Annotated in this window: 19 protein-coding genes; 6 read left to right on the top strand and 13 right to left on the bottom strand. The window is 63.7% G+C overall.

The features are described from left to right. Positions 1-9: 9 nt before the first annotated feature. The 8 genes from ACYG9R_RS24085 to cpaB form a co-directional block, all read right to left on the bottom strand. Positions 10-846: a PA3715 family protein gene (locus ACYG9R_RS24085; protein WP_023822985.1), complete on the bottom strand. Its 837-nt coding sequence runs from the start codon at positions 844-846 to the stop codon at positions 10-12. A 145-nt stretch (positions 847-991) separates the two neighbouring features. Further along, positions 992-1,957 (bottom strand): type II secretion system F family protein, encoded by a 966-nt coding sequence (locus ACYG9R_RS24080; protein ID WP_023725707.1) that lies wholly within the window; start codon positions 1,955-1,957, stop codon positions 992-994. A 1-nt stretch (position 1,958) separates the two neighbouring features. Continuing rightward, the gene (locus ACYG9R_RS24075; protein ID WP_023688292.1) at positions 1,959-2,924 is read right to left on the bottom strand and encodes a type II secretion system F family protein; all 966 of its coding nucleotides are present in this window, start codon (positions 2,922-2,924) and stop codon (positions 1,959-1,961) included. Between the two features lie 4 nt (positions 2,925-2,928). Continuing rightward, positions 2,929-4,350 (bottom strand): CpaF family protein, encoded by a 1,422-nt coding sequence (locus ACYG9R_RS24070; RefSeq protein WP_023667600.1) that lies wholly within the window; start codon positions 4,348-4,350, stop codon positions 2,929-2,931. Further along, complete coding sequence (locus ACYG9R_RS24065) at positions 4,347-5,561, bottom strand: AAA family ATPase (RefSeq protein WP_023822986.1); 1,215 nt, start codon at positions 5,559-5,561, stop codon at positions 4,347-4,349. Before ACYG9R_RS24065 ends, ACYG9R_RS24070 begins: the two co-directional genes overlap by 4 nt. 44 nt (positions 5,562-5,605) lie before the next feature. Beyond that, the gene (locus ACYG9R_RS24060; protein ID WP_023667602.1) at positions 5,606-5,872 is read right to left on the bottom strand and encodes a hypothetical protein; all 267 of its coding nucleotides are present in this window, start codon (positions 5,870-5,872) and stop codon (positions 5,606-5,608) included. Positions 5,873-5,876: 4 nt separating this feature from the next. Next, positions 5,877-7,235, bottom strand: coding sequence for a type II and III secretion system protein family protein (locus tag ACYG9R_RS24055; RefSeq protein WP_031202697.1), 1,359 nt, complete (start codon positions 7,233-7,235; stop codon positions 5,877-5,879). 120 nt (positions 7,236-7,355) lie between these two features. Next, positions 7,356-8,261, bottom strand: coding sequence for a Flp pilus assembly protein CpaB (cpaB, locus tag ACYG9R_RS24050; protein ID WP_023822988.1), 906 nt, complete (start codon positions 8,259-8,261; stop codon positions 7,356-7,358). A 257-nt stretch (positions 8,262-8,518) separates the two neighbouring features. Between cpaB and parE the strand changes: the two genes are divergently transcribed. Then, the gene (gene parE, locus ACYG9R_RS24045) at positions 8,519-10,573 is read left to right on the top strand and encodes a DNA topoisomerase IV subunit B (protein ID WP_023691142.1); all 2,055 of its coding nucleotides are present in this window, start codon (positions 8,519-8,521) and stop codon (positions 10,571-10,573) included. A 101-nt stretch (positions 10,574-10,674) separates the two neighbouring features. Next, on the top strand, positions 10,675-12,744 hold the full coding sequence (locus tag ACYG9R_RS24040; protein WP_023822989.1) for an FUSC family protein: 2,070 nt from the start codon (positions 10,675-10,677) through the stop codon (positions 12,742-12,744). 4 nt (positions 12,745-12,748) lie between these two features. Here ACYG9R_RS24040 and ACYG9R_RS24035 read toward each other — a convergent pair whose 3' ends face one another. Beyond that, positions 12,749-13,870, bottom strand: a complete 1,122-nt coding sequence (locus tag ACYG9R_RS24035) for a DUF2336 domain-containing protein (RefSeq protein ID WP_023681604.1) — start codon at positions 13,868-13,870, stop codon at positions 12,749-12,751. A gap of 91 nt (positions 13,871-13,961) precedes the next feature. Here ACYG9R_RS24035 and ACYG9R_RS24030 point away from each other — a divergent pair, with 91 nt between their 5' ends. After that, the gene (locus tag ACYG9R_RS24030) at positions 13,962-14,474 is read left to right on the top strand and encodes a MaoC family dehydratase (RefSeq protein WP_460221791.1); all 513 of its coding nucleotides are present in this window, start codon (positions 13,962-13,964) and stop codon (positions 14,472-14,474) included. Beyond that, on the top strand, positions 14,474-15,349 hold the full coding sequence (locus ACYG9R_RS24025; RefSeq protein ID WP_023805319.1) for an HpcH/HpaI aldolase/citrate lyase family protein: 876 nt from the start codon (positions 14,474-14,476) through the stop codon (positions 15,347-15,349). The genes ACYG9R_RS24030 and ACYG9R_RS24025 overlap by 1 nt, the downstream gene beginning before the upstream one ends. Here ACYG9R_RS24025 and ACYG9R_RS24020 read toward each other — a convergent pair. After that, positions 15,346-17,247: a CASTOR/POLLUX-related putative ion channel gene (locus tag ACYG9R_RS24020; protein WP_023822990.1), complete on the bottom strand. Its 1,902-nt coding sequence runs from the start codon at positions 17,245-17,247 to the stop codon at positions 15,346-15,348. The genes ACYG9R_RS24025 and ACYG9R_RS24020 overlap by 4 nt on opposite strands. 106 nt (positions 17,248-17,353) lie before the next feature. After that, positions 17,354-17,938, bottom strand: coding sequence for a nitroreductase family protein (locus tag ACYG9R_RS24015; RefSeq protein WP_023735303.1), 585 nt, complete (start codon positions 17,936-17,938; stop codon positions 17,354-17,356). 165 nt (positions 17,939-18,103) lie between these two features. Between ACYG9R_RS24015 and ACYG9R_RS24010 the strand changes: the two genes are divergently transcribed. Further along, entirely contained in the window at positions 18,104-19,066 is a 963-nt protein-coding gene (locus ACYG9R_RS24010) for a hypothetical protein (RefSeq protein ID WP_023822991.1), read from the top strand. 59 nt (positions 19,067-19,125) lie between these two features. On the opposite strand, the gene ACYG9R_RS24005 is transcribed toward ACYG9R_RS24010, so the two are convergent. Together ACYG9R_RS24005 and thrS are read right to left on the bottom strand one after the other, a co-directional pair. Beyond that, complete coding sequence (locus ACYG9R_RS24005) at positions 19,126-20,064, bottom strand: lysophospholipid acyltransferase family protein (protein ID WP_023822992.1); 939 nt, start codon at positions 20,062-20,064, stop codon at positions 19,126-19,128. Positions 20,065-20,149: 85 nt separating this feature from the next. Continuing rightward, complete coding sequence (gene thrS, locus ACYG9R_RS24000; protein ID WP_023822993.1) at positions 20,150-22,123, bottom strand: threonine--tRNA ligase; 1,974 nt, start codon at positions 22,121-22,123, stop codon at positions 20,150-20,152. Between the two features lie 206 nt (positions 22,124-22,329). Between thrS and ACYG9R_RS23995 the strand changes: the two genes are divergently transcribed. Beyond that, the gene (locus ACYG9R_RS23995) at positions 22,330-23,166 is read left to right on the top strand and encodes an SAM-dependent methyltransferase (protein ID WP_023695453.1); all 837 of its coding nucleotides are present in this window, start codon (positions 22,330-22,332) and stop codon (positions 23,164-23,166) included. The last annotated feature ends 7 nt before the right edge of the window (positions 23,167-23,173 follow it).

Here is a 23,173-nt window from a genome sequence, read left to right as displayed (position 1 = left end):
AACCGAAGCCTATTCCGGCTCCAGCGCCTTGAGCCCCGCCGGAAACTGATAGCGCCTGCCGTCGTAGCGCAGCCGGTAGGTTCGTTTCATGAACCTGCCGGGATGGGACTGGCACTCGCCATTCTTGTCGACAGACGGATTGTCGGTGTCCAACCGCTCGAACACTGTGATGTCGTGATAGCCGTGATGTCTCGCCGGGCTCATCGCCAGGCTGACCCGGCTGGATTGAAAGGATCCTGCGCAATTGGTGTCGCCTTCGCCGCCAAAGCCGGCCACGATGATGCCGTCGAGCACCAGGCGCAGAGCACCGCCGTCAAGGGCATAGAGCCGCAGGTCGGTTTCACTGAAAGGATTCGGCTGCGAATGGCTTGCCATTTGGATGCGCAGGCCGAAGGCGCCGACATCGGGCGCCAATCTGTAGCGCCCGGTATCGAAGTCGATCTCGCGGATGCCGACGGCATCATCGGTCATCAGCCCGGGCTGGAGCAGGCGCTGGCGCACCTGCCGGGTCTTCCTGTCGACGACCAGAAGCTCGACATCGCCGAAATGCCCGTCGTCGCTGGATTGGGAGCTGTCGATCAGCGGCAAGGCGACCAACAACAGGTCGTCATGGGCGGGCCAGATCTTGCAGACCACGCCGAATCTCGCATCGCCATCCCAAAGCGTCTGGGCGATGCTGGTATGAGGTTCGAGCGTGAAGGAGGCGCCATCGGCACTCTTTTGGGCCTTGGGATATGCCTGCTGCACCAGAGCGGCAGCGTCGCCGCAATCGTCGGCCGCGGCCGAGGCCGGCGACAGACTGGCCGCGGCGAGGCCGAGGAAGGCGGTGCACAAGACTATTCGCATGGACGGCTCACTCATTTTGCTTTTTGCGGATTTTGCCGAAGGAGAGCGGCCAACCGGCCGGATATGACATCCAGGCGAAGCGTAGTTGAAGTGAGTAAACGCAGAAAGCCGCCGGGCGGCCACTTGGTATCTACTGCCTTGGTATCTACTGAACCGCCGTCATTTTGACGATGATCGGGATGACGGCGATCATCAGCACCACTGGCAGGATGCACACCACCACCGGCACGGACATCTTGGCCGGCAAGGCATGTGCCTTCTCCTCGGCCAACGACATGCGCTTGTGGCGCATTTCGTCGGAGAACACGCGCAGCGCCCCGGCGAGGCTGGTGCCGAGTTCCTTCGACTGCTGCAAGAGCGTGGCGAAGGAGCGCACCTCGTCCAGGCTGAGGCGGTCGGCGAGCGCCTTCAATGCATCGTCGAGGCTGCGGCCGGCCCTGAGTTCCAGCGACACCAGCTGCAGATTCTGGCTCAGCGACGGATAGGTCTTGGCCAGTTCCTTCGAGACGCGCTCGATGCCGGCCTCCATGCTCATGCCGGCATCGGAGCAGACGATCATCAAATCCATGAAGTCGGGAAAGCCGTTGCGGTATTCGCGCATCTTTTCCCGCACCTTCTGGCTGAGCACCAGGCCGGGCACGAAATAGCCGGCGGCTCCCGACAGGATGATGAAGGTCCAGCGGCTGGTCGCGGTGGAATCGGCGCTGCCCATCCAATGGTTGACCAGGAACGCGCCGATCGCTGCGCCCACCAGGCAGGCGAAGCGGATCAGGAAGAATGTGCCGACCGCGCGCGGCTCCATATAGCCCGCCTGGATCAGCTTCATACGCAACCGGGCGACATTTTCCGGATCGCTCTTGGCGTAGAATTCCTGCGCCCGCTTCACCGCCTTCTCGCGCACGACGCTCTGGTTCTTCTTCGGCGCCACCTCGGCCTGTTGGGGAGTCTTGCTGTCGTCGATCTTGAGCCGGCGCTTGAGATCGTTGCGGTCGCCTTTGGCCACCACCAGCGGCCATGCCACCGCGCTGCCGCCCAATGCCAGCAGCATCGCGGCTACCGGCATCAGCGACGTCGGCGCCAGCGAGGCAAGAAACTGGATCACCTGCTCCATCTCAGAACCGGAAGTTCGACATCTTGAACATGATGATGTTGCCCAGCATCAGCCATGTCACCGAACCGCCCAGCAGATACCAGGTCTTCGGCACATCCCAGACGCTTTGATAAAATTGCGGCATCATCACCATGATGGCGGCGAACAGCAGCGCCGGCACCGCCGTCAGGATATAGGCCGACATACGACCCTCGGTCGAAATGGCGCGCACCTTGCGGCGCAGCTTGCCGCGTTCGCGGATCGTCGTCGACAGCCCGTCGAGGATCTCGCGCAGATTGCCGCCCGAACTCGTCTGGATGGAAACCGCGGTGACGAACAGCGGCAGATCCTCCTGGCCGACGCGATCAAACAGTGAATTCAACGCCGAAACCAGGTCGGAACCATAAGTCACCTCGTCGGAGATAACGCCGAATTCGGTGCCGATCGGATCGGGCATCTCGCGCGACACCATGGAGATCGCCACCGGAACCGGATGCCCGGCCTTCAAGCCGCGCGTGATCAATTCCAGCGCCTCCGGCAACTGCACGCCGAAACGCTTCACCCGCCGGGCACGCTTGGAACGCAGCACAATTACCGGCAGCAGCGCTGTCAGCACCACAAACAGCAAAATGGCGAGCAACAGCGGCAGGCCGTACCAGAGCGCGACGAGCATCATCGCCAGCGCCACGCCCGTCGTCATCGTCAGGAATTTCGGCAAGGGCATCACCATGCCAGACTGCGTGCGCAGCGCGCGAAAACGGTCGGGCGAGAAGAATGACGTGCCGGAATCGAGGCCGCGTTCCTTGCGCAGCTGGATCAGCACCTGTTCCTGGCTGATCTTGTTTTCCTGCAGCTTCATGCGCCGGTTGATAGCCAGGCGCTTGTCGCTGCGGCCGGCATAGAGCAGATAGCAGCCTTCGGCGATCATGATGCCGGTCAGCGCTGCCGCGGCATAGACGACATAGATCGGGCTGAAATTCTCGAACACCCGGCTACTCCTGCGGCCGGCCGGGTTCGAAATATTTGCCGGGGAATTCAATGCCCATATTGCGCAGGTCCTCGAGGAAACGCGGGCGAATGCCGGTCGCCTCGTAGTGACCGAGGATCTTGCCGTCGGCTTCCATGCCGGTGCGCACGAAGCGGAATATCTCCTGCATCTGGATGACGTCGCCTTCCATGCCGGTCACCTCGGCGACGCTGGTCACCTTGCGCTTGCCGTCCGACAGTCGCGTCAGCTGGACGATAAGGTCGAGCGCGCTGGCGATCTGGCTGCGGATCGACTGCACCGTCATCGGCATGCCGGTCATGCCCAGCATCTGCTCGAGGCGCGAAATGGCGTCGCGCGGCGTGTTGGCGTGGATGGTCGCCATCGAGCCTTCATGGCCGGTGTTCATCGCCTGCAGCATGTCGAAGGCCTCCTCGCCGCGGCACTCGCCGAGGATGACGCGGTCGGGGCGCATGCGCAGCGCGTTCTTGACCAGGTCGCGCTGCTTCAGCTCGCCATGACCTTCGATGTTGGCGGGGCGCGTTTCCATGCGCGCGACATGCGGCTGCTGCAGCTGCAGTTCGGCCGCGTCCTCGATGGTGATCAACCGTTCGTCTTCCGGAATAAAGGCTGACAATGCGTTGAGCATCGTCGTCTTGCCGGTGCCGGTACCGCCCGAGATGATGGTCGTTTTGCGGGCGTGGACTGCAGCCGCCAGCACCTCGGCCATGTTCTGGGTGATGGCGCCGAACTCGACCAGCTTGTGCAGGCCGAGCTTGTTCTTTGAAAACTTGCGGATCGACACCAGCGGCCCGTCGACGGCGACCGGGCGAATGGCGGCGTTGAAGCGCGAGCCGTCGAGCATGCGGGCATCGACCATCGGCTGCGATTCGTCGACCCGGCGGCCGACGGCGGCGACGATCTTGTTGACGATGCGCAACAGGTGCGCCTCGTCCTTGAACGGGATATGGACCTGCTGCAGCTTGCCCCGTTTTTCGACGAAGCAGTTCTGGTGGCCGTTGATCAGGATGTCGTTGATGTCGGGGTCCTTGAGCAGCGGTTCCAGCGGGCCGAGGCCGACCATCTCATCGACGATGTCATCGACCAGCGCTTCAAGTTCGACGGTGTTGATCGCCATACGCTCCTGGCGGGTCTTTTCCGACACGAACTCCTGCACCTGCCGGCGCATCTCATCCTTGGGCAGGCGCTCCAGCGCGACCAGGTTGATTTCCTCGAGCAGCAGCCGGTGGATGCGCACGCGGGCATCGAGCACCTTGTTGGCGCTTTTTCCCGGTGTTGTCTCCGGCTTCGGCGGCAAGGCCTTGCGGTTCGTCGGGATGACCACGGCGTGATGCGCGACCGGCGCCGCCTCGGCCGGCTTCAGCGCGCGGACGTCACGGTTCTGCAGGGTCGAGAAGCGGCTGGTCATCCGGCTTTCCTCTTCAGGAGGCCCCTGCCGATGCCGAACAGCGAGCGCGATTTCTCCGGCGTCACCACGGCTTCTTCCGGCAGGATGATCCTCTTCAGATCGTTGACGACATTGGCGTTCGGGTCGATCTCATGCAGCGGCACGCCGCGGTCGACCGCTTCACGCACAAGCCGGTAATTGTTGGAGATGCCGCCGACGAAATGCTCGCCGAGGATTTCCTGGACATCCGCCTGCTTTATGCCGTTGTCGAACATCTTCTGCTCGAAACGGTTGACGATCACGTTCGGCTTCACTTCCTTGCCTGCCGTCTCGTAGACCGCCTGGATCAGCCGCTGCGTATGGCGCAGGCACGGCACCGTCATTTCGGCGACGATGTAAAGCTTGTTGGAGCCGAGCAGCACCGTTTCCGTCCACGGAAACCAGGTGCGCGGCATGTCGATGACGACGTTGTCGAAATAGGCCGAAACGAGATCGAGCATGCGCACCACGACATCGGTCTTGAACGAGCGCATTTCCGACGGATGCGTTGGCGCCGCCAGCACGCAGAGCCCGCTCGCATGCTTGGACAGCATCACATCCAGCAGCTGACGGTCGAGGCGCTCGGGCTGGTTCTCGATTTCGGTGATGTCGAAGCGCGGCTCGAGGTCGAGATATTCGGCGCAGGCGCCTTGCTGGAAATTGAGGTCGACCACGCAGGTCGACGCGCCGCGCGTCACCGAATGATGCAGCTGGAAGGCGGTCTGCAGCGCCAGCGTCGTGGTGCCGACGCCGCCGGCGGCCGGCATGAAGGTATAGATCTGCGACTCGGTGTTTTCCTCGCGCCCCGGCCCTTGCAGCGCGCGCACGACCGACCGCACCAGATCGGCGGTGGTGATCGGCTTGACCAGGAAATCGGCGACCTGGAGCTGCACCAGGATACGCACTGCGGCTGCGTTGAATTCCTGGGTGACGACGACCACCGGAACGCGGCCTTCAAGCCGGCGCATGATGCGCTGCAGCGACTCGATCTCTTCCAGCTTTGCCGCATCCATGTCGACGATGAGCGCGCCGAAATCGGCATCCTGGACCTCGCCGCGCAGTTCGGTAATGTTCTTCTCGACGGTCGAAAGCTGGATCACCTCCGAGGCCGCGAACGCGGTGCGCGTATCCTGCGCAAAGGTCCGGTCGCTGGACACCAGCAGGATCTTCTTGGTCTTGATGCCGCTTGCCATTTTGTCAGCCTGTCAGGTCATTCCCGGTCAAATCACCGGGCAAATCAATCGGTTGTCGCTGTCGGTTGCACGGCCTTGGCAGCAGCAGCCTGGTCGGCGGCGTTGACTGCCGCCTCACTGCGCTGCGCCGGCACCAGCAGCCTGGTGTTCTGGACGCCGTATTTCCAGGGATCGACCATCTGCATGGCCGTATTGGCGGCCTGTGCGTTGCCGGCGGCAATCGTCGGTCCCTCGGAGCGGACATAGTCGTCGCTGGTGCAGCCGCCGGCGAGGCCGGCGATCAGCAGGGCGATGCATGATTCCACGCGCATGGCTTCAATCCTTCGGCAGGTCGAGGAAATGCCCGACGGTGGTGACCGCGGCCGGCTGTGCCGTACTGCCGCTGGCCATTGCCACTGCACGATTGGCTTCGGACGATTTCACTTCCTCGGTGTTGTTGAGGAAATAGTCGACATTGCTGGCCGGCTGCGTGCCGTCGGTCGGCTCGAGCAGCTTCTTCGACGGATCGACCGGCTTGACCAGATAGGGGGTGACGATGATCACCAGATCGGTCTCGCGCCGCTGATAGGATTTGGAGGAGAACAGCGAGCCGAGCACCGGCAGCTTGCCGAGGCCGGGAAGACGCGATGTGGTAATGTCGTTCTGTGACTGCAGCAGGCCGGCGATCATGAAGCTCTGGCCATTCTTCAGGTCGACGGATGTTTTGGCGCGGCGCACGATAAAGCCCGGGACCGAGATATTGCCGATATTGTAGGAGGCCGAAGCGTCGATCGAGGACACTTCCGGCGCGATGTCGAGGCTCACCAGCCCGTCCTTGAGAACCGTCGGCGTGAAGTCGAGGCTGACGCCGTATTTCTTGTAGCTGACGGAAATCTTGCCATTGTCCTCGGAGACCGGGATCGGGAACTCGCCGCCGGCGAGGAAGCTTGCCGTCTGGCCCGAGCGGGCGATCAGGTTCGGCTCGGCCAGCCGCCTGGCGAGACCACGTTCCTCCAGCGCCTTGATGGCGACGTCGATCGACAGGCCGTTGGACAGCAGCCGGCCGATGATCTCGCCATTGCCGGCTCCCGGCACCGAGCCCGGCTCGAGGGTGACGTCGCGCCCGCCAATGCCGTAAGCGAAATTGGCGCTGTATTTGGCGCCGAGATCCTGTCCGGCCTGGCGATTGATCTCGACGAAGCGGACGTTGAGCTGAACCTGCTGCGAGGACGAGATGTTGACCGAATTGATCACTTCTTCATTGCCGGAGAAGCGGCTGGCGATCTTGCTTGCCTTCTCGGCGGCGACCGCGTCATCGGCCTCGCCCGACAGCACGACGCGGCCATTGGCCGAGCCGACCTTGATCTTGGCGTCCGGCACGCTGGCGCGAATGGTGCTGGCCAGCTGGTCGGTGTCCAGCGTCACCTCGATGTCGACGGTGCCGACCAACTGCTTGTTCTCGTCGAACAGCGCGATGCCGGTGGTGCCGAGATTGTTGCCCAGCACATAGAAGGATTTGTCGGTCAGCGGATTGACGTTGGCGATCTCCGGATCGCCGATGACGATCTGGTAGAAGGCGGCATTGGTCATGACCGTCTTCGGCTTGCCCTTGGCTACCTTGATCGACGCATTCGTTGTCGACGAGACATGGACGATATCGTTGTCGGCCTTGGCTGGCGCACTGAGGCCGAGCATTGCGGCCGCGGCCAGGCAAGCCCCCACCGCAAGCGCCCGCATTGGGCGCAGCCCTTTCGTCGTTCGAAATGCATGAAGTCCCGACATCTGTCCCGTCCCTCGCCCGGTCCCCACCGGCAGTTATTGCTGGTCCCGCGCAGGAACCTGGTATTCTTCGACCTGCGTGCCGCGCGTCACGATGATCGTCTTGAATTTCGGCTTCTCAGGCTCCTTGGTCGCGGCAGTGAACAGCGCGCCGGCAGCGGCCTGGACGCCGGAGGCGACCGATCCGCCGAAGGACGAGATGGTGGTGACGCCGTCCTTGGCGGCCCCTCCGTCTGCGGCCGAGCGGAGCGACAGCGACAAGGTGCCGACGGTGCGGGCAAGCGCCACTTTCTGCGCGCCTTCGGTCGTCACCTCGATGGTGACAGAATTGGCGATCTGCGGTGTGGTCTGGCGCTCGTCGGCGCCCTGCCCCACGGTCAGCACCTTGGCGTCGGAGACGACGATCTCGGAGGTAACGGTCGATCCGGCAGCGCCCTGCGCGTTCTTGGCCACTTCCTGGATTTCGCCCGCATCGCGTGTCAGCACCACGTCGACCCGGTCGCCCGGCATGACGAAGCCGCCGACACCGGCGATCTCGTCGGTGCGGATTGTCACCGCCCGCATGCCGGGCGTCATCATGTTGGACAGCGTCGCGCGGCCGTTCGGCCCCGACAATTTGCTGATCAGCACCGGCTCGTTGATCTCGATCGGCGACAATACCACGCGGCTGCCTTCGGCGAGCAATGCATTGACTGTGGTGAACGCGCCCTGCGGCACCGAATCCTCGGACCATGGGATTTCGCTGAGCTGCGCCCGGTCAAGCTCCATGCCGTAACGCAGCGGCGCGTTGGCCACCACGATGGTCTTGAAGACGACCTTGGGGACGGCGGGCGCCGGGATCGACGCCGTTTTCTCTTGGGCATCGGCCTTGGCCTGGCTTTTCACCCAGAAATCCGCGGCAAAGATTGAAATCGCGCCGAAGACGGCAGCGATGCCAATCATCGTTATGGCCTTGCCCCTCACAACCAACCCCTGACATTCGTGGTCTTTTGTTTTGTTGAGGCGACGCTAGGCCGCTTTGTTAAAGATTCAGGAATCGCGGCCGCCCCGCACGGACCTATTTCCGCCGGCTTGGTTATCGAAAGGTTTTAGGATAAGAAGGGTTTAATCCCCGAACGTAACAGGAACTTCCGTCGCTTGGCGCCGAAAAGCGTGGCAGTATCGACGGGTGATTCGCGGCACCGGATTCTATGGCAGGCATGGACGACAACAACGATCTTTTCGGCAATCTGGAAAAGCAGCCCCAACCGGCTCGGACACCTTCGCGCCCGGCCGACCCGCTGGTGCAGGCCACGAAGCGTCCTGCCGCGACCAAGGACGGCAGCGAGGGCTATAGCGCCGCCGACATCGAGGTGCTGGAGGGGCTGGAGCCGGTGCGGCGCCGTCCCGGCATGTATATTGGCGGCACCGACGACAAGGCGATGCACCATCTGTTTGCCGAGGTCATCGACAATTCGATGGACGAGGCGGTCGCCGGCCATGCCACCTTCATCGATGTTGAGCTGTCGGCCGACGGGTTTCTGACCGTTACCGACAATGGCCGCGGCATCCCGGTCGATCCGCATCCGAAATTCAAGAAGCCGGCGCTCGAAGTCATCATGACGACGCTGCATTCGGGCGGCAAGTTCGATAGCAAGGTCTATGAGACCTCCGGCGGTCTGCACGGTGTTGGCGTCTCGGTCGTAAATGCGCTGTCGGACCATCTCGAAGTCGAAGTCGCGCGCGGTCGCCAGCTTTACCGCCAAAGGTTCTCGCGCGGCGTTCCGGTGAGCGGGCTGGAGCAGCTCGGCGAAGTGCACAACCGGCGCGGCACCAAAATCCGCTTCCATCCCGACGAGCAGATTTTCGGCAAGGGCGCCGCCTTCGAGCCGGCGCGGCTCTATCGCATGACCCGCTCGAAAGCCTATCTGTTCGGCGGCGTCGAGATCCGCTGGAGCTGCGACCCATCGCTGATCAAGGAAAAGGACCAGACGCCCGCCAAGGCGGAGTTCCATTTCCCCGGCGGCTTGAAGGACTATCTCAAGGCATCGCTTGGCGACGACTTCCAGGTGACCCGCGAGATCTTCGCCGGCAAGAGCGAAAAACAGGGCGGCCACGGCTCGCTGGAATGGGCGGTGACCTGGTTCGGCGGTGACGGCTTCGTCAACTCCTACTGCAACACCATCCCGACCGGCGAAGGCGGCACGCATGAGGCCGGCTTTCGCAATGTGCTGACGCGCGGGCTTCGGGCCTATGCCGACTTGGTCGGCAACAAGCGCGCCTCGATCGTCACCTCCGAAGACGTTATGATCTCGGCGGCCGGCATGCTGTCGGTTTTCATCCGCGAGCCGGAATTCGTCGGCCAGACCAAGGACAGGCTGGCAACGATCGAAGCCATTCGCATTGTCGAGACCGCCATCCGCGATCCCTTCGACCACTGGCTGGCCGACAATCCGCAGGAAGCCTCCAAGCTGCTGGAATGGGTGATTGCGCGCGCCGACGAGCGGGTGCGCCGGCGCCAGGAAAAGGAAGTGTCGCGCAAGAGCGCGGTGCGCAAGCTGCGCCTTCCCGGCAAGCTCGCCGACTGCACGCAGAACGCCGCCGCGGGCGCCGAACTGTTCATCGTCGAAGGCGACTCGGCCGGCGGCTCGGCCAAGCAGGCGCGCGACCGTGCGAGCCAGGCGGTGCTGCCGCTGCGCGGAAAAATCCTCAACGTCGCCAGCGCCGGCAACGACAAGCTCGCCGCCAACCAGCAGATATCGGACCTGATTCAGGCGCTCGGTTGCGGCACGCGCTCGAAATACCGCGACGAGGATTTGCGCTACGACCGCGTGATCATCATGACCGACGCCGACGTCGACGGCGCTCACATAGCCTCGCTGCTGATCACCTTCTTCTACCAGGAAATGCCGAACCTGGTGAATGGCGGCCATCTCTATCTGGCGGTGCCGCCGCTCTATTCGATCCGGCAAGGCGGCAAGGTTGCCTATGCCAGGGACGATGCGCATAAGGACGAGCTGTTGCGCACCGAATTCACCGGCCGCGCCAAGGTCGAGATCGGCCGCTTCAAGGGCCTGGGCGAGATGATGGCCGCGCAGCTCAAGGAAACCACCATGGACCCGAGGAAGCGCACGCTGCTCAGGGTCGATGTTATCGACGCCGTGGCCGCGACCAAGGATGCTGTCGACGCGCTGATGGGCACCAAGCCGGAAGCCCGCTTCCGCTTCATCCAGGAACGCGCCGAATTCGCCGCGACGGAAGTGCTGGATATCTGAGCGCCGGCCAACTCTTCGTTTGACGCAGTTCCGGGCGGAAAACCGTTTCACACTTTTCCTGGAACTGCTCTAGCCTGCGCTTCCGATACGGAGACCAGCTTGTGATCTGGGCGCGGCTGAAGAGCTACTTCGAAACTAGTTTGGCGGGCCTGACGCAGCCGACGCGCTCGGATTGGATTTTCGCCCTGCGCACGGTTTCGGCCGGTCTGATCGCGCTTCTCGCTGCTTACGCGCTAAAACTCGACCACCCGCAATGGGCGATGATGACGGTCTTCATCGTCGCCCAGCCGGTCGCCGGCATGGTGCTGGCGAAAGGTTTTTACCGGCTGCTCGGCACGCTGGCCGGTGGACTTGCGGCGATCGGCATCACCTCGGTTTTCGGCACCAATCCCTGGCTGCTGGTCACGGCGCTATCCGTCTGGATTGGGCTGTGCACGCTGGTTTCGTCGCTGCTGCGCAATCCGGAAGCCTATGGCGCCGCACTTGCCGGCTATACCGCGATGATCATTGGGCTGCCGGCTTTCGGCCAGCCGCATGTGATCGTCGATCTCGCTGTCGCGCGCTGCGCCGAGATCGTGCTCGGCATCGTCTGCGCCGGCCTGACCAGCCGGCTGATCCTGCCCAAGCTGGCCGCTGACGCCATCATCTCCAGGCTGAAGCGCAGCATCCTCGACCTTGCAACCTATGCGGGCGGCGCTTTTTCCGGCGGCGACCCGGCGAGACTGGCCGGCCTGCACGGCAAGCTGATCACGGACGCCCAGATGCTGGCCGAGATGCGCACCTATGCCCGGCTCGAAGCCCCGAGCTTCGCCACCCGCGCCCATCCGGTCCGCCTCACCATCGGTCAGCTTCTGTCGGCGCTGTCGGCGGCACGCGCGCTGCATTCTCACGCCGCGCCGAAAAACGCAGCGCTCATTCCGGTGCGCTCGGAACTGCAGTCGCTGGTCAGCGAACTGGCAGCCACGCCCGAGGCGCTGGAGGACACGTCGCCCTGGGTGACGCGGCTCGACGCGATTGCCGGCAAGGCCCGGCAAATGCCCGACGCCTCGACCGATCAGGGCGACGACAGGGTCGGCACCATCACGCGCCTCACCATCGCCGCCGATTTCGCCGAAGCCTTCAAGCAGGTGCTGCGCGGCCTCGACGCCCTGCGCGCACCGGTGACGCGCCCGAGCCGGAGCAACATGCAGCTGCCTGCGCTGGTGGTGCATCGCGATTATCCCGGGGCTTCGCGCAATGCCATACGCGCCGCCCTTGCCACGCTGGCGGTCGCCGCCTTCTGGCTGACGACGAAATGGTCCGACGCGGCCGGCACCGTTATCCTCGTTGCGGTCGTCTCCAGTCTTTTCGCCGCGCGGCCTGACCCGGTGCGGGTGTCCTGGGGCTTCTTCAAGGGTACGCTGCTGGCTTTGCCCTTTGCCTTCCTTGTTGGCCAGGTCGCGCTGCCTGCTTTGCCCGGCTTCGGCTGGTTCACGCTGTTTGTCGTGCCGATCCTGGTACCGACGGCGCTGGGCATGGCCAATCCGCGCACCGTCGGCGTGGCGACGGCCTTTGCAATCAATTTCCTCGCCTTCCTCAGCCCGCATCAGGCGATGACCTATGCCCCAGGCCCGTTCTTCGCCGGCTCGGCGTCGGTGCTGGTCGGCATCCTGCTGGCTATCTGCGTCTTCATCGTGGTGCTGCCGGTGGATCCATGGCGCGCGGCCAACCGCATCGTGCGCGCCATGCGCGAGGATCTGGCGCGGCTATGCCTGCATGAGCGGGTGCCGCGGCGTTCGGCCTTCGAGAGTCTGGCCTATGACCGCATCAACCAGCTGATGCCGCTCTTGCAAAATGCCGGCAGGAAAGGCGATGCGATTCTGGGCGGCGGGGTCGCCGCCGTTACCGTCGGCCTTGAAATTCTGCGTCTGCGCGCCGCGCAGCAGAGCCCGTCCACTCCTTCCGACACCGCGCTCTCGATCGCCAATTTCCTGCGCGGCTTGGCGCGTGAACTGCTCTTTCGCGCACCAGGCGAGCCCCAGACGGCGACCATCACTGTGGCCCGGCAATATGCAGCCGGCCTCTCAGAGCGCAGCGGTAGTGCCGACACGCTGCAGATCGCAGCCTCGCTGCGCATCATCGCCGCCGCGATCGAGGATTTCCCGGATTTCTTCACCAGGGACCGTGGCTAGGGCGTCAGGCCGCGGCTATCGCCAGCGCATGCCCGCGCGCGTTTTCCCGCAGCGCGTCGAGATGGATCGACTTGACCAGGCCGGCGAGATCGCCCTCAGTGGATTGACCTCCGAGTTCCTTCAGCATCAGCCAGCTGACTTCCTGCACGCCGGCGAGGCGCTTGCCGTTGGCGACTTCGCGCCAGATCTTGAGCGCGCGCAGGATGATGCCATGGGTGGAAGCGGCAAGGCCGGCGCTGCGGAACAGCGCCTGCAACGCAACGTCCTGGCCGCCGGCGAGCAAGGCCCGCACCCGCTGCTCCGACTGCTGGCTGAGCGCGACCAGGGCCGAGCCGAAAAAGTCGACCTTGCCGTGGGCAATGGCACGGATGATGAAACTTGCGGTCAGGTCGCCGCGCAGGCGCAGATGTTCGATGAGTGCCGCATGTTCCTCCGCGCGCGTGCCTTCGACCAGCCGCACCGAAGCCTTGACGCAAGCATCGCGCGTGACGCGCTCGGCTCTGGCCGCCCCCATCAGCGCCATCACCAGCGGCGAAGCCTTCAGCGTTTCGCCGAGCTTGACCAGTAGCATGTGCCGGCAGTCGGCCGGCAGCCGCACATCCGTGACCATTGCCTCGCGCAAATGAGCGATATGGCCATGCCGCTCGGCCATGCGGCGGAAGCTGAGCGACGCGATATCGGCGCCGTCATTGGCGAGCAGCGCCGCACACGCTTCCGGTTCGCCGATCTCGGCGATTGCCGCGGCAACCGCCATCGAAACGACCGGCCGGTCGGCGATCAGTTTTTGCGTCGCCTTGTGACCGGCCGCGACGCGGTCGATCAGGTCGGCGTCCGTCAGCAGCGGGGAGCGCGCCAGCACCAGGGCTGCCACTTCCGGCTGATCGGAGGCAAGCGCGCTGATGATCTGCAGCGGCGCGTGATGGCTCATCGACAGCGCTTCGGCCATAGCCAGCCGCACCTTCGACGAGGCGTCGTCGAGCAGCAGCGTCAGCGCCGCTTCGGCCGCGCAACGGTCTTCGAAAGGCAGGTCGGAATTGACGTAGGCGCGGGCCAGCGCGCTCGCCGCCGCGGCGCGCTCCGAAACTCTCGCGGTGTAGATCCATTTGAGAAAATGCGAGACAACCATACTGCCTGCTACGCCCCTTGCCGGAAAGCTTCCGGCCCCAGGAATGACCCTAGGCAGAAATGGTTTACGAACGGTTCACCATGTTTATTAACTGGCTTGCGGGTGGCATGGGCAGCGCCTATCAACCGTCAGGCAGCGGAGGAGAAAAACGATGCCCGGGCTTTATCTCGAAGAGTTCGTCGTCGGACATGTCTTTCGGCACACGCTGCGCAAGACCGTCACCGAAAGCGATAACATGCTGTTCTCGGTGATGACGCTGAACCCGCAGCCGCTGCACATCGACTTCGACTTCGCCGCCAAGAGCGAATGGGGCAGACCGCTGGTCAATTCGCTGTTCACGCTCGGCCTGATGATCGGCATTTCCGTCAATGACATCACCGTCGGCACCACAATTGCCAATCTCGGCATGAGGGAGACGGTGTTTCCGCACCCGGTCTTCCATGGCGACACCATCCGTGTCGAAACGACTGTGATCTCGGTCAGGGAATCGAAATCCAAGCCGGACCGCGGCATCGTCGAGTTCGAGCATCGCGCCTACAATCAGAATGATGTGCTCGTCGCCAAATGCACGCGCCAGGCGATGATGATGAAAAAGGCGGCCTGATGCGCTCGCTGCTGTTTGTGCCCGGCGATTCCGAAAAGAAGCTGGACAAAGGCTTTGGCGCCGGCGCCGACGTGGTCATCGTCGATCTCGAGGATTCCGTGGCGCCACAAAACAAGGCGTCGGCACGCGACATCGCGGCACGCTTTATCGGCGGCAACCGGCAGCAGACAAGCTCCGCCATCTATATCAGAGTCAACGGCCTATCGACCGGGTTGACCGACGATGATCTGGCCGCCCTGGTTCCGGTCAAACCCGACGGCATCATGCTGCCGAAGTCGAACAGCGGCCAGGATGTCCAGCAGCTATCCGTAAAGCTCCGCGTACATGAGGCCGAAAACGGATTGCCGGATGGCGGCATAAAAATCCTGCCGATCATCACCGAGACCGCTGCCGGCGTGCTGGCGGCCGCGACCTACACCGGGGCAAGCGCCCGGCTTGCCGGCCTCACCTGGGGCGCTGAGGATCTGTCGGCGGCGATCGGCGCGCGCGCGTCGCGCGACGAGAACGGCCGCTACACCGATGTCTTCCGCTTCGCCCGCACGATGACCATCCTTGCCGCCGGCGCAGCCGAAGTCGCGGCGATCGACACAGTCTTCCCCGGCTTTCGCGACATGGCCACCTTCGAAGCCGAATGCACGGAGGCCGAGCGTGACGGCTTTGCCGGCAAGATGGCGATCCATCCGGCGCAAGTGCCGGTCATCAACGCCGCCTTCACGCCATCGGCGCAGGCAGTGCAACGCTCGCAGGCCATCGTCTCCGCCTTCGAGGCGGCCGGAAATCCCGGCGTGGTCGGCATTGACGGCAAGATGTATGACCGGCCGCATCTCAGGCTCGCCGAACGGCTTCTGGCTCGCGCCAAGGCAGTCGGGGTTTAGTCCCGCGCCAGCACGATGACCCGGTCCTCAGGCAGGTAGGCCAGCGCTTGCGACTTCAACGGGTTGACGGTGACGCCGCCCAGCGCCCGCTCATCACTCTGCGCGGCGCGAACGCGCCGGTGCCCGATGGCGATCTCTCCGCGCAACCGCGCCGATTCCGCGATCGTCCAGAACGTCACCGGCTGGTCGATGGCGACATAGTCGCCGACCGGACGCATGTAGATTTCGGAGCCCTCCTCGTCGAGCAGGTCATCGAAGATCGCGGCGAGATGCTGGTTCTCCGATGCCTGCGCCAGCATCAGGCTGACCAGCCGGTTGCTGACGACGAAGTCATCGGCCTTGGTCACCGCCGCCAACTCGCGGTTGCGCACGTCGATCATTTCGCTGACAATCGAGATATGCGTGCCGGCATCGTCTGCGATTTTGCGCAGATGCAACAGCGTCACCAGCGTGCGCGTATCGGCGGGCTGCGCTGCCATGGTCTCGCTGTAGCCGAGGACGAGCACGTGGTCGTAGGAAGGCACGTCCAGGCTTGCCAGTGCTGTGCTGCTCGACGTGTCGGTGATCCGGCAGGAAACCGACAGATTGTCGCCGACGACCGGCAGCCCGGCAACTTCCTGCTCGAGGCCTGGCGTATCGGCGGCGATGGTCAGGATCGAACCAGGCGCGACATAGCGCGACAGTTCATAGGTTATGATCGGACCGCGCCGGTTCCAGCCAAGGATCAGCGTGCGCTCCGGCTTCGCCTCGATGGGCTGATGGCGAAGAATCGCCGCGGCATCGATCTTGGCTCCGGCGCTTCCCAGCTTGATGGCGGCATCGTCCTCGGCAATGATGATGGCGCGCATGTCCTTGCCGATTACCAGCTCCGACGGCGGGTTGAGATTGACGCGCCCCTGCTGGTCGCAGAGCCCGATCAGCGTGCAATGCTCATACGCCATCACTGCCTCGCCGAAGGTCTTGCCGGTGAGATCAGGCTGCTCGGTCGTGTAGATTTCGCAGCCGTCGAAATCGAGCAGCTCCGAATAAACGCCGCTGAGACCCGACTGCCGGCTCGAATGCACGACGATGCGCGAGATCAGCTGGTCGGCCAGGACAAGCTGTACCTCGGCCCCGCCGACGACGCGGGCGACCTCGGCGTTCTTTCCGTCGCGGATCTCGGCGGCGATGTTATAGGGCGCGGTGCGCCGGTTCGGGTCGTTGGCCAGCGCCAGCACCGTCTTGATGACCTGCGAATCCGGATCGTCGCCGTCCGGCGACAGCACGATGATGGAGCGCGAGGTCTGCGGGTTGACGATGGCCAGATCGTAGAGGTCGGTCGGGTCGCCGCTGCGGCAGATGATGCGTGTGTTGCCCAACCTGCCGACCTTGGCGGCGATCTCGTCCTCCATCGTGACCTTGTCTATGTTGGCCATGACGACAATGCGCGGATGGCGGCGGCTGGCATTGGCAATGACGAGTTCGGAGATGACGTCGAAGACCGACGGCGACCAGTTGAGGATGATGGTGTGGTCGCTCTCCAGCACCCGCGAACGACCCTTGCGCAATTCATCGAGCTTGCTGTCGACGCCGGCGCTGAGCACGCCGATGAGGGCCGACACAACGAAGATGCCGGCAAGCGTGACAAACAGCATGACGAGACGAAAGGCCCAGCCGGTGTCGCCGCCCATCGTGCCGGAATCGAGCGTGCGCATCAGCGATTCCCAGAACGCTTCGAAGAAGTTCAGCGGTTCGCCGCCCTCCGGCGCGATGCGGGTCACCGCAAGGAAAGCCGCGGAGGCAATGATGATCAGCAGCGAAGCAACGGCGAGCCAGCCGATCAGCGCGATCGGGCCGGCGGCCATGCTCTTGTCGAACCCATAGCGCAGCCGGGTTCGCAGCGAGTCTCGTTTGTTCATGTCGCCAGCGACCCCCAATCCCCATGGTCGATGCGCCAACCCCCAACGCATCGCCGAAGCCGCTGTCTTAGCCTGTGTTTAAATAAAGGGGAATCGCTTTCGGGTGTCAGCCGTTCCACGGCCCAGTATAATCGGCATAGAGCTTTGCCGGATCGGGCCGCGGCCGTTCCGGCGCCGGGCCCTGGTAGGAGCCGACATGGATGAAGCCGACGACGCGCTCCTGCGGCGCCAGCCCCAGGATCGCCCTGCCCTCCGCGACGTCGGAATACCAGTTGCTGATCATGTTGGTGCCATAGCCCAGCGCGTTGGCCGCGATCATCAGGTTCAGCGCCGCCATGCCGCCGGACAGGAACATTTCCCATTGCGGGATTTTTGGATTGTCCTTCGGAACCGACACCACGCCGATCACCAGCGGCGCGCGGGAAAACCGCGCAAGCTCCTGGTTGCGGCGGTTTTCCGGCAGCGGTCCTTCGCGCTGTTCGGCGAGCGCCGCCAGCTTCCTGCCGATCTCGACGCGCGCCTCGCCGCGATAAAGGATGAAGCGCCACGGCTCCAGCCGGCCGTGATCGGGCACCCGGCTTGCAGCCGCGATCATGGTCGCGATATCGCCATCGCTGGGCGCCGGTTCCTTCAATTCAGGAATCGGTGCGGAGTTTCGGGTCAGCAGGAAGTCGATGATCGGCGACGCCATGGGGGCCAGGTCTCCTAAAGCACTCGATTTTGAGCTGAAGCGCGCCATTGCGGATCGGGGCGGCTCGGGCATTGGCGCGGGCGCGCCGGACGAAAGAACCTGTTGCCAAGGCGGTCGGACTCTTAAGCCTTGAAATTGCCACCGCCTTGGGCTTCAACGCAAGGCATGTTTGAGGGGACATCGCGCCTTTTCCTGATTTGGCTCGCCGTAGCGCTGTTTGCGCCGGCGTCAATGGCCATGGCGCAGAATGCCGACGGCATCGGCAATCTGAAACTTCCCGATATTTCGAGCTATGCGACGCCCAAGGGCGAGACGCCGCTGGCGCTCAGTGGCGGCGGCGCCATAACGCTGTCGGCGCAGTTGACCGACAAGGGCGCCGACATCACGCGCGGCATCGTCTGGCGCGTCTTCAAGCCCGAGGCCGCCGGCGACGGCAAGCTGCCGATGGTGGCTTCCGCGCATGGCGGCAGCGCTGTGTTCCAGCTCGAGCCCGGCAGCTATCTGGTCCACGCCTCCTACGGACGCGCCGGCGCCACCAAGCGCATCACCGTCGGCAAGGACGCCAGGCGCGAAAGCCTGGTGCTCGATGCCGGCGGCCTCAAGCTCGACGCGGTGCTGTCGGGCGGCGTGCGTATTCCGCCGAAAAAACTGCGCTTCTCCATTTACGAGGGCACCGCCGAGGCCAATGGCGACCGCGCTTTGATCATTCCCGATGTGGAGCCCAACAGCGTCGTGCGGCTCAACGCCGGCGTTTATCATGTCGTCTCCACCTATGGCGCGGTCAATGCCGTCATTCGCTCCGACATCCGTGTCGAAGCCGGCAAGCTGACCGAAGCCACCGTCGAGCATCGCGCGGCGGAGGAGACCATGAAGCTGGTGCGCGAGACCGGCGGCGAGGCTATCGCCGATACATCCTGGTCGCTGCTCAACGAATCCGGCGATCCGATCAAGGAGGCCGTCGGCGCCTTCGCCTCGATGGTGCTGGCCGAAGGCCAATACACCATCATCGCCAAGAACCGCGACCGCATCTACCAGAAGGATTTCACCGTGGTCGCTGGGCAGAACCAGGAGATCGAGGTGCTGGCCACTGATGCCTCTGCGATCGATCCGGAGGAAGGCGCCGACTGACCGGCGCGCCCATTGGCATCGGTTTGGCTGCTCAGTTGAAGTGGTAGTTCAGGGCTACGTCAGGCGGCCTTGCACAGGCGGCGCTTCAGGAAGTGGACCCGGCCGCGCGGCGCGTCGGGCGCTAGGTCGAAGACACCGCGATGAAGACGGTCGAGCAGCGTCTCGCGGTCGCGCAATGGCTCCAACTCATCCCAGCTCAGCACATCGCCGACGCGCACGTCGATCGCCTTGCCGGACAGCCGCGCAAATTCGCGGATGAGCATTGAAAGGCGCAACGTCAGCGACGCCTTGCCGACGAATTTCGCCAGCCTTCCTTCGCGCTCGGCCATGTTCATCGGACCGCTGACCAGATGGAACAGCCGGCCGTTCTGACCTGAAAAATGCATCGGCACCACCGACGCCTTGGCGTCCTGCACGAGGCGCGCCGGAAACATCTTCCACGGCAGGTCGCGCGCCCGGCCAAAGCCTTTCGGCGCGGTGGCGACGCCGCCGGCCGGAAATACGACGATGGTGACGCCCTCTTTCAACAGCCGCACTGCCTCCTGGCGCACCGCCATGTTGTTCTTCACCGCGTCCTTGGTCTCGGAAAAGTCGATCGGCAGCGAGTACGGTTCCATCTCGCGGATCTTCAGCAGATCCTTGTGGATCATGACGCGGAACGGACGCCCGAGCTGCTCGACGAGCGACAGCACGGCAATGCCGTCGCCAATGCCGAACGGGTGGTTGGCGACGATCACCAGCGGCGTGTCGGGCAGCCCCGCCGGCGGCCACTGATCGGTGCTGCGCACCTTGACGTCGATCAGCTGCAGCATGCGGCTGAACACCCGCTCGCCGGTCGGCGCCACCTGGCGGCGCCAGAAATCATAGAGCGCGGCATACCGGTCGCGCCCCGACAGACCTTCAATGGAATGGATGAACCAGCGCGTCAGCGCCGGCTGGCTCGCATTGGCGTAGGAGAGTTCGGGAAACGGTCTTTCCCGTATCTTCAGCTTGAGCATGGGGGCTCGTTACAAGGTTGGCGTGACAGGCATGTGAAAATGGCGGTGGATCGCTCCACCGCCATTTCTCCGAAATATTGATTGCTCAGGCCGCGTTGCGCCTTCGGTCGGGCGAAACAGCCTCGTCGGAAAGCAGCTTCAGCGCGTCGGCCAGCTTGAGCGATTCCTGATCGCGCGAGCCAAGCCGGCGGATGTTGACCGTCTCCTCCTCCGCCTCGCGCTTGCCGCAGACGAGGATCACAGGAACCTTGGCCAGCGAATGCTCACGCACCTTGTAGTTGATCTTCTCGTTGCGCAGATCCGGTTCGGCCAAAAGTCCTGCCGCCTTCAACTGTGCGACAACCTTTCGCGCATAGTCGTCAGCATCCGAGGTGATCGTCGCCACAACCACCTGCAGCGGCGCGAACCACAGCGGGAAATGGCCGGAATAATGCTCGATCAGGATGCCGAGAAAGCGTTCCATCGAACCGCAGATGGCGCGATGCACCATCACCGGCTGCTTCTTTTCCGAATCCGAACCGATGTAGAAGGCGCCAAAGCGTTCCGGCAGATTGAAGTCGACCTGCGTGGTGCCGCACTGCCATTCGCGGCCGATGGCGTCCTTCAGCACATATTCGAATTTCGGCCCGTAGAAAGCGCCCTCGCCCGGATTGATCGAGGTCTTGATGCGGTTTCCCGATCGCGTCCTGATCGTATCCAGCACGTTGCCCATGATCGCCTCGGCATGATCCCAGGCCTCGTCGGTGCCGACGCGCTTATCCGGCCGCGTCGACAGCTTCACGCTGACATCGTCGAAGCCGAAATCGGCGTAGGTCGACAGGATCAGATCGTTGATGCGCAGGCATTCCGCGGCCAGTTGCTCCTCGGTGCAGAAGATATGCGCATCGTCCTGCGTGAAGCCGCGCACGCGCATCAGCCCGTGCAAGGCGCCGGACGGTTCGTAGCGATGCACATTGCCGAATTCCGCAAGCTTTACGGGCAGATCGCGATAGGATTTCAACCCATGCTTGAATATCTGCACGTGGCCCGGACAATTCATCGGCTTCAGCGCGAACACGCGGTCGTCGTCGGTGTCGTCGCCGGCCACCGTCACCTTGAACATGGCATCGCGATACCAGCCCCAGTGGCCCGACGTCTCCCACAGGCTCTTGTCGAGAACCTGCGGTGCGTTGACCTCCTGGTAGCCTTGCTCGTCGAGGCGGCGGCGCATGTAGTTGACCAGATTCTGGAACATCTTCCAGCCCTTGGCGTGCCAGAAGACGACGCCCGGCCCCTCTTCCTGGAAATGGAACAGGTCCATCTCGCGGCCGAGTTTGCGGTGGTCGCGCTTCTCTGCCTCTTCCAGCATCGTCTGGTAGGCATCGAGTTCAGCTTGCTCGGCCCAGGCCGTGCCGTAGATGCGGGTCAGCATGGGGTTGTTCGAATCGCCACGCCAATAGGCGCCGGCCACCTTCATCAGCTTGAAGGCGTTGCCGATCTGCCCGGTGGAGGCCATGTGTGGGCCGCGGCAGAGGTCGAACCAGTCACCCTGGGAATAGATCTTGAGATCCTGGTCTTCGGGAATGGCGTCGATCAGCTCGAGCTTGTAGCGCTCGCCCTTCTCGGCAAAGACCTTTTTCGCCTTGTCGCGCGACCAGACTTCCTTGGTGAACGGCTTGTTACGCGCAATGATCTCGCTCATCTTCTTTTCGATCACCGGGAAATCGTCAGGCGTGAACGGCTCGTTGCGGGCGAAGTCGTAATAGAATCCGTTCTCGATCACCGGCCCGATGGTCACTTGCGTTCCCGGCCACAGTTCCTGCACGGCCTCCGCCAGCACGTGTGCTGCATCATGACGGATGAGCTCCAGCGCGCGCGGATCGGTGCGGGTGATGATCTCGACCTTGCCGGACTTGCCAAGTGGGTCGGAAAGATCGCGAACGGTGCCGTCGATCGCATAGGCGACGGCTTTCTTGGCCAGCGACCTCGAGATCGATTCGGCGAGGCCTGCACCGGTCATCGCCGCGTCATAGTCGCGGACGGAGCCATCGGGAAATGTCAGGGAAACGGAATTCAGCATTTGTATCTCCTATCCAGTCCCGCAAACGAGCGCGGGTGGTCGTGGTGTGAAGCCGGAGGCATCCGGCAGCGGGCGGGTTTTAGAGGCCACGCGGCATCAGGTAAAGAGCCGTCGTTGGCGCAGGTGTCAGGAAATGGCGCGACAGATGTCGCAGGCCAGTCGCACAGGCTTGCGAATTTCCCCGACACGAGGTTGGAATCCCCGGCATGGAAGACGCAAAATCCAGCCGAACCGCCTTGGGCGTCGCGCGCATGCGGGCCCTCCACCAGTTCTCGCAGCAGGCGGCGCTGTTTCGCGACCCATATGCGAGTGCGATACTGGGCGATGCCGCACCGACGGTGCAGGAGCTCGAGCAGGAAGGTGAGCGCAGCCGGCGCATGCGCCTGTTCGTGGCAGCGCGCGCCCGCCTCGCCGAGGACTGGCTGGCTGCGGCGGTGCGCCGGGGCGTCCAGCAAGTGGTGGTGCTCGGCGCCGGCCTCGACACTTTCTCGCTGCGCAATCCGTACCCTGATGTCGCGGTGTTCGAAGTCGATCACCCGGCGACACAGGCCTGGAAACGCAAATGCATCGCCGATGCTGGTCTTGCCGAACCGCGGGCCACCATGTTCGTGCCGGTCAACTTCGAGCGCCAGCGCCCCGCGGATGGCCTGGCATCGGCCGGTTTGCGGCAGACCGAGCCCAGTTTCTTCATCTGGCTGGGTGTCGTTCCGTATCTGAGCCAGGACGCAATCTTCAGCACCCTGTCCTGGATTGCCGGCATGCCCGGTTCGGAGGTCGTCTTCGACTACAGCGAGCCGGCCGAGAACCGCGATGCGGCTGGACAGGCTGCCCTCTCTTTCCATGCGGCGCGCGTCGCCGCTGCCGGAGAGCCCTGGATCAGCTTCTTCGTGCCCGCGGCACTGGCGCAATCGCTGCGCGAGCTCGGCTTCGATGAGATCGAAGATCTGGAAAGCAGCGACATCGCCGCCCGCTTCTCCAGGACGCCAAAGGCGGAGACAAGGAATTCCGGCGGCCACATCCTTCGTGCCCGCCGGAGCACTTGAAGCTAAA

The organism is Mesorhizobium sp. RSR565B (assembly GCF_054719465.1).
Note: the sequence above shows the minus strand (reverse complement) of the source record. Positions and strands in the feature narration are given on the sequence as shown.

Bases quoted from the DNA above. Each gene is read 5' to 3' on its own strand.
- ACYG9R_RS24010 (WP_023822991.1), top strand. From the start codon at position 18,104: ATGTTTGAGGGGACATCGCGCCTTTTCCTGATTTGGCTCGCCGTAGCG.
- ACYG9R_RS24060 (WP_023667602.1), bottom strand. From the start codon at position 5,872: ATGCGCGTGGAATCATGCATCGCCCTGCTGATCGCCGGCCTCGCCGGC.
- ACYG9R_RS24020 (WP_023822990.1), bottom strand. From the start codon at position 17,247: ATGAACAAACGAGACTCGCTGCGAACCCGGCTGCGCTATGGGTTCGAC.
- ACYG9R_RS24055 (WP_031202697.1), bottom strand. From the start codon at position 7,235: ATGCTCGGCCTCAGTGCGCCAGCCAAGGCCGACAACGATATCGTCCAT.
- parE (WP_023691142.1), top strand. From the start codon at position 8,519: ATGGACGACAACAACGATCTTTTCGGCAATCTGGAAAAGCAGCCCCAA.
- ACYG9R_RS23995 (WP_023695453.1), top strand. From the start codon at position 22,330: ATGGAAGACGCAAAATCCAGCCGAACCGCCTTGGGCGTCGCGCGCATG.
- ACYG9R_RS24005 (WP_023822992.1), bottom strand. From the start codon at position 20,064: ATGCTCAAGCTGAAGATACGGGAAAGACCGTTTCCCGAACTCTCCTAC.
- ACYG9R_RS24035 (WP_023681604.1), bottom strand. From the start codon at position 13,870: ATGGTTGTCTCGCATTTTCTCAAATGGATCTACACCGCGAGAGTTTCG.
- ACYG9R_RS24085 (WP_023822985.1), bottom strand. From the start codon at position 846: ATGCGAATAGTCTTGTGCACCGCCTTCCTCGGCCTCGCCGCGGCCAGT.
- ACYG9R_RS24070 (WP_023667600.1), bottom strand. From the start codon at position 4,350: ATGACCAGCCGCTTCTCGACCCTGCAGAACCGTGACGTCCGCGCGCTG.
- cpaB (WP_023822988.1), bottom strand. From the start codon at position 8,261: ATGATTGGCATCGCTGCCGTCTTCGGCGCGATTTCAATCTTTGCCGCG.
- ACYG9R_RS24065 (WP_023822986.1), bottom strand. From the start codon at position 5,561: ATGGCAAGCGGCATCAAGACCAAGAAGATCCTGCTGGTGTCCAGCGAC.
- thrS (WP_023822993.1), bottom strand. From the start codon at position 22,123: ATGCTGAATTCCGTTTCCCTGACATTTCCCGATGGCTCCGTCCGCGAC.
- ACYG9R_RS24025 (WP_023805319.1), top strand. From the start codon at position 14,474: ATGCGCTCGCTGCTGTTTGTGCCCGGCGATTCCGAAAAGAAGCTGGAC.
- ACYG9R_RS24015 (WP_023735303.1), bottom strand. From the start codon at position 17,938: ATGGCGTCGCCGATCATCGACTTCCTGCTGACCCGAAACTCCGCACCG.
- ACYG9R_RS24080 (WP_023725707.1), bottom strand. From the start codon at position 1,957: ATGGAGCAGGTGATCCAGTTTCTTGCCTCGCTGGCGCCGACGTCGCTG.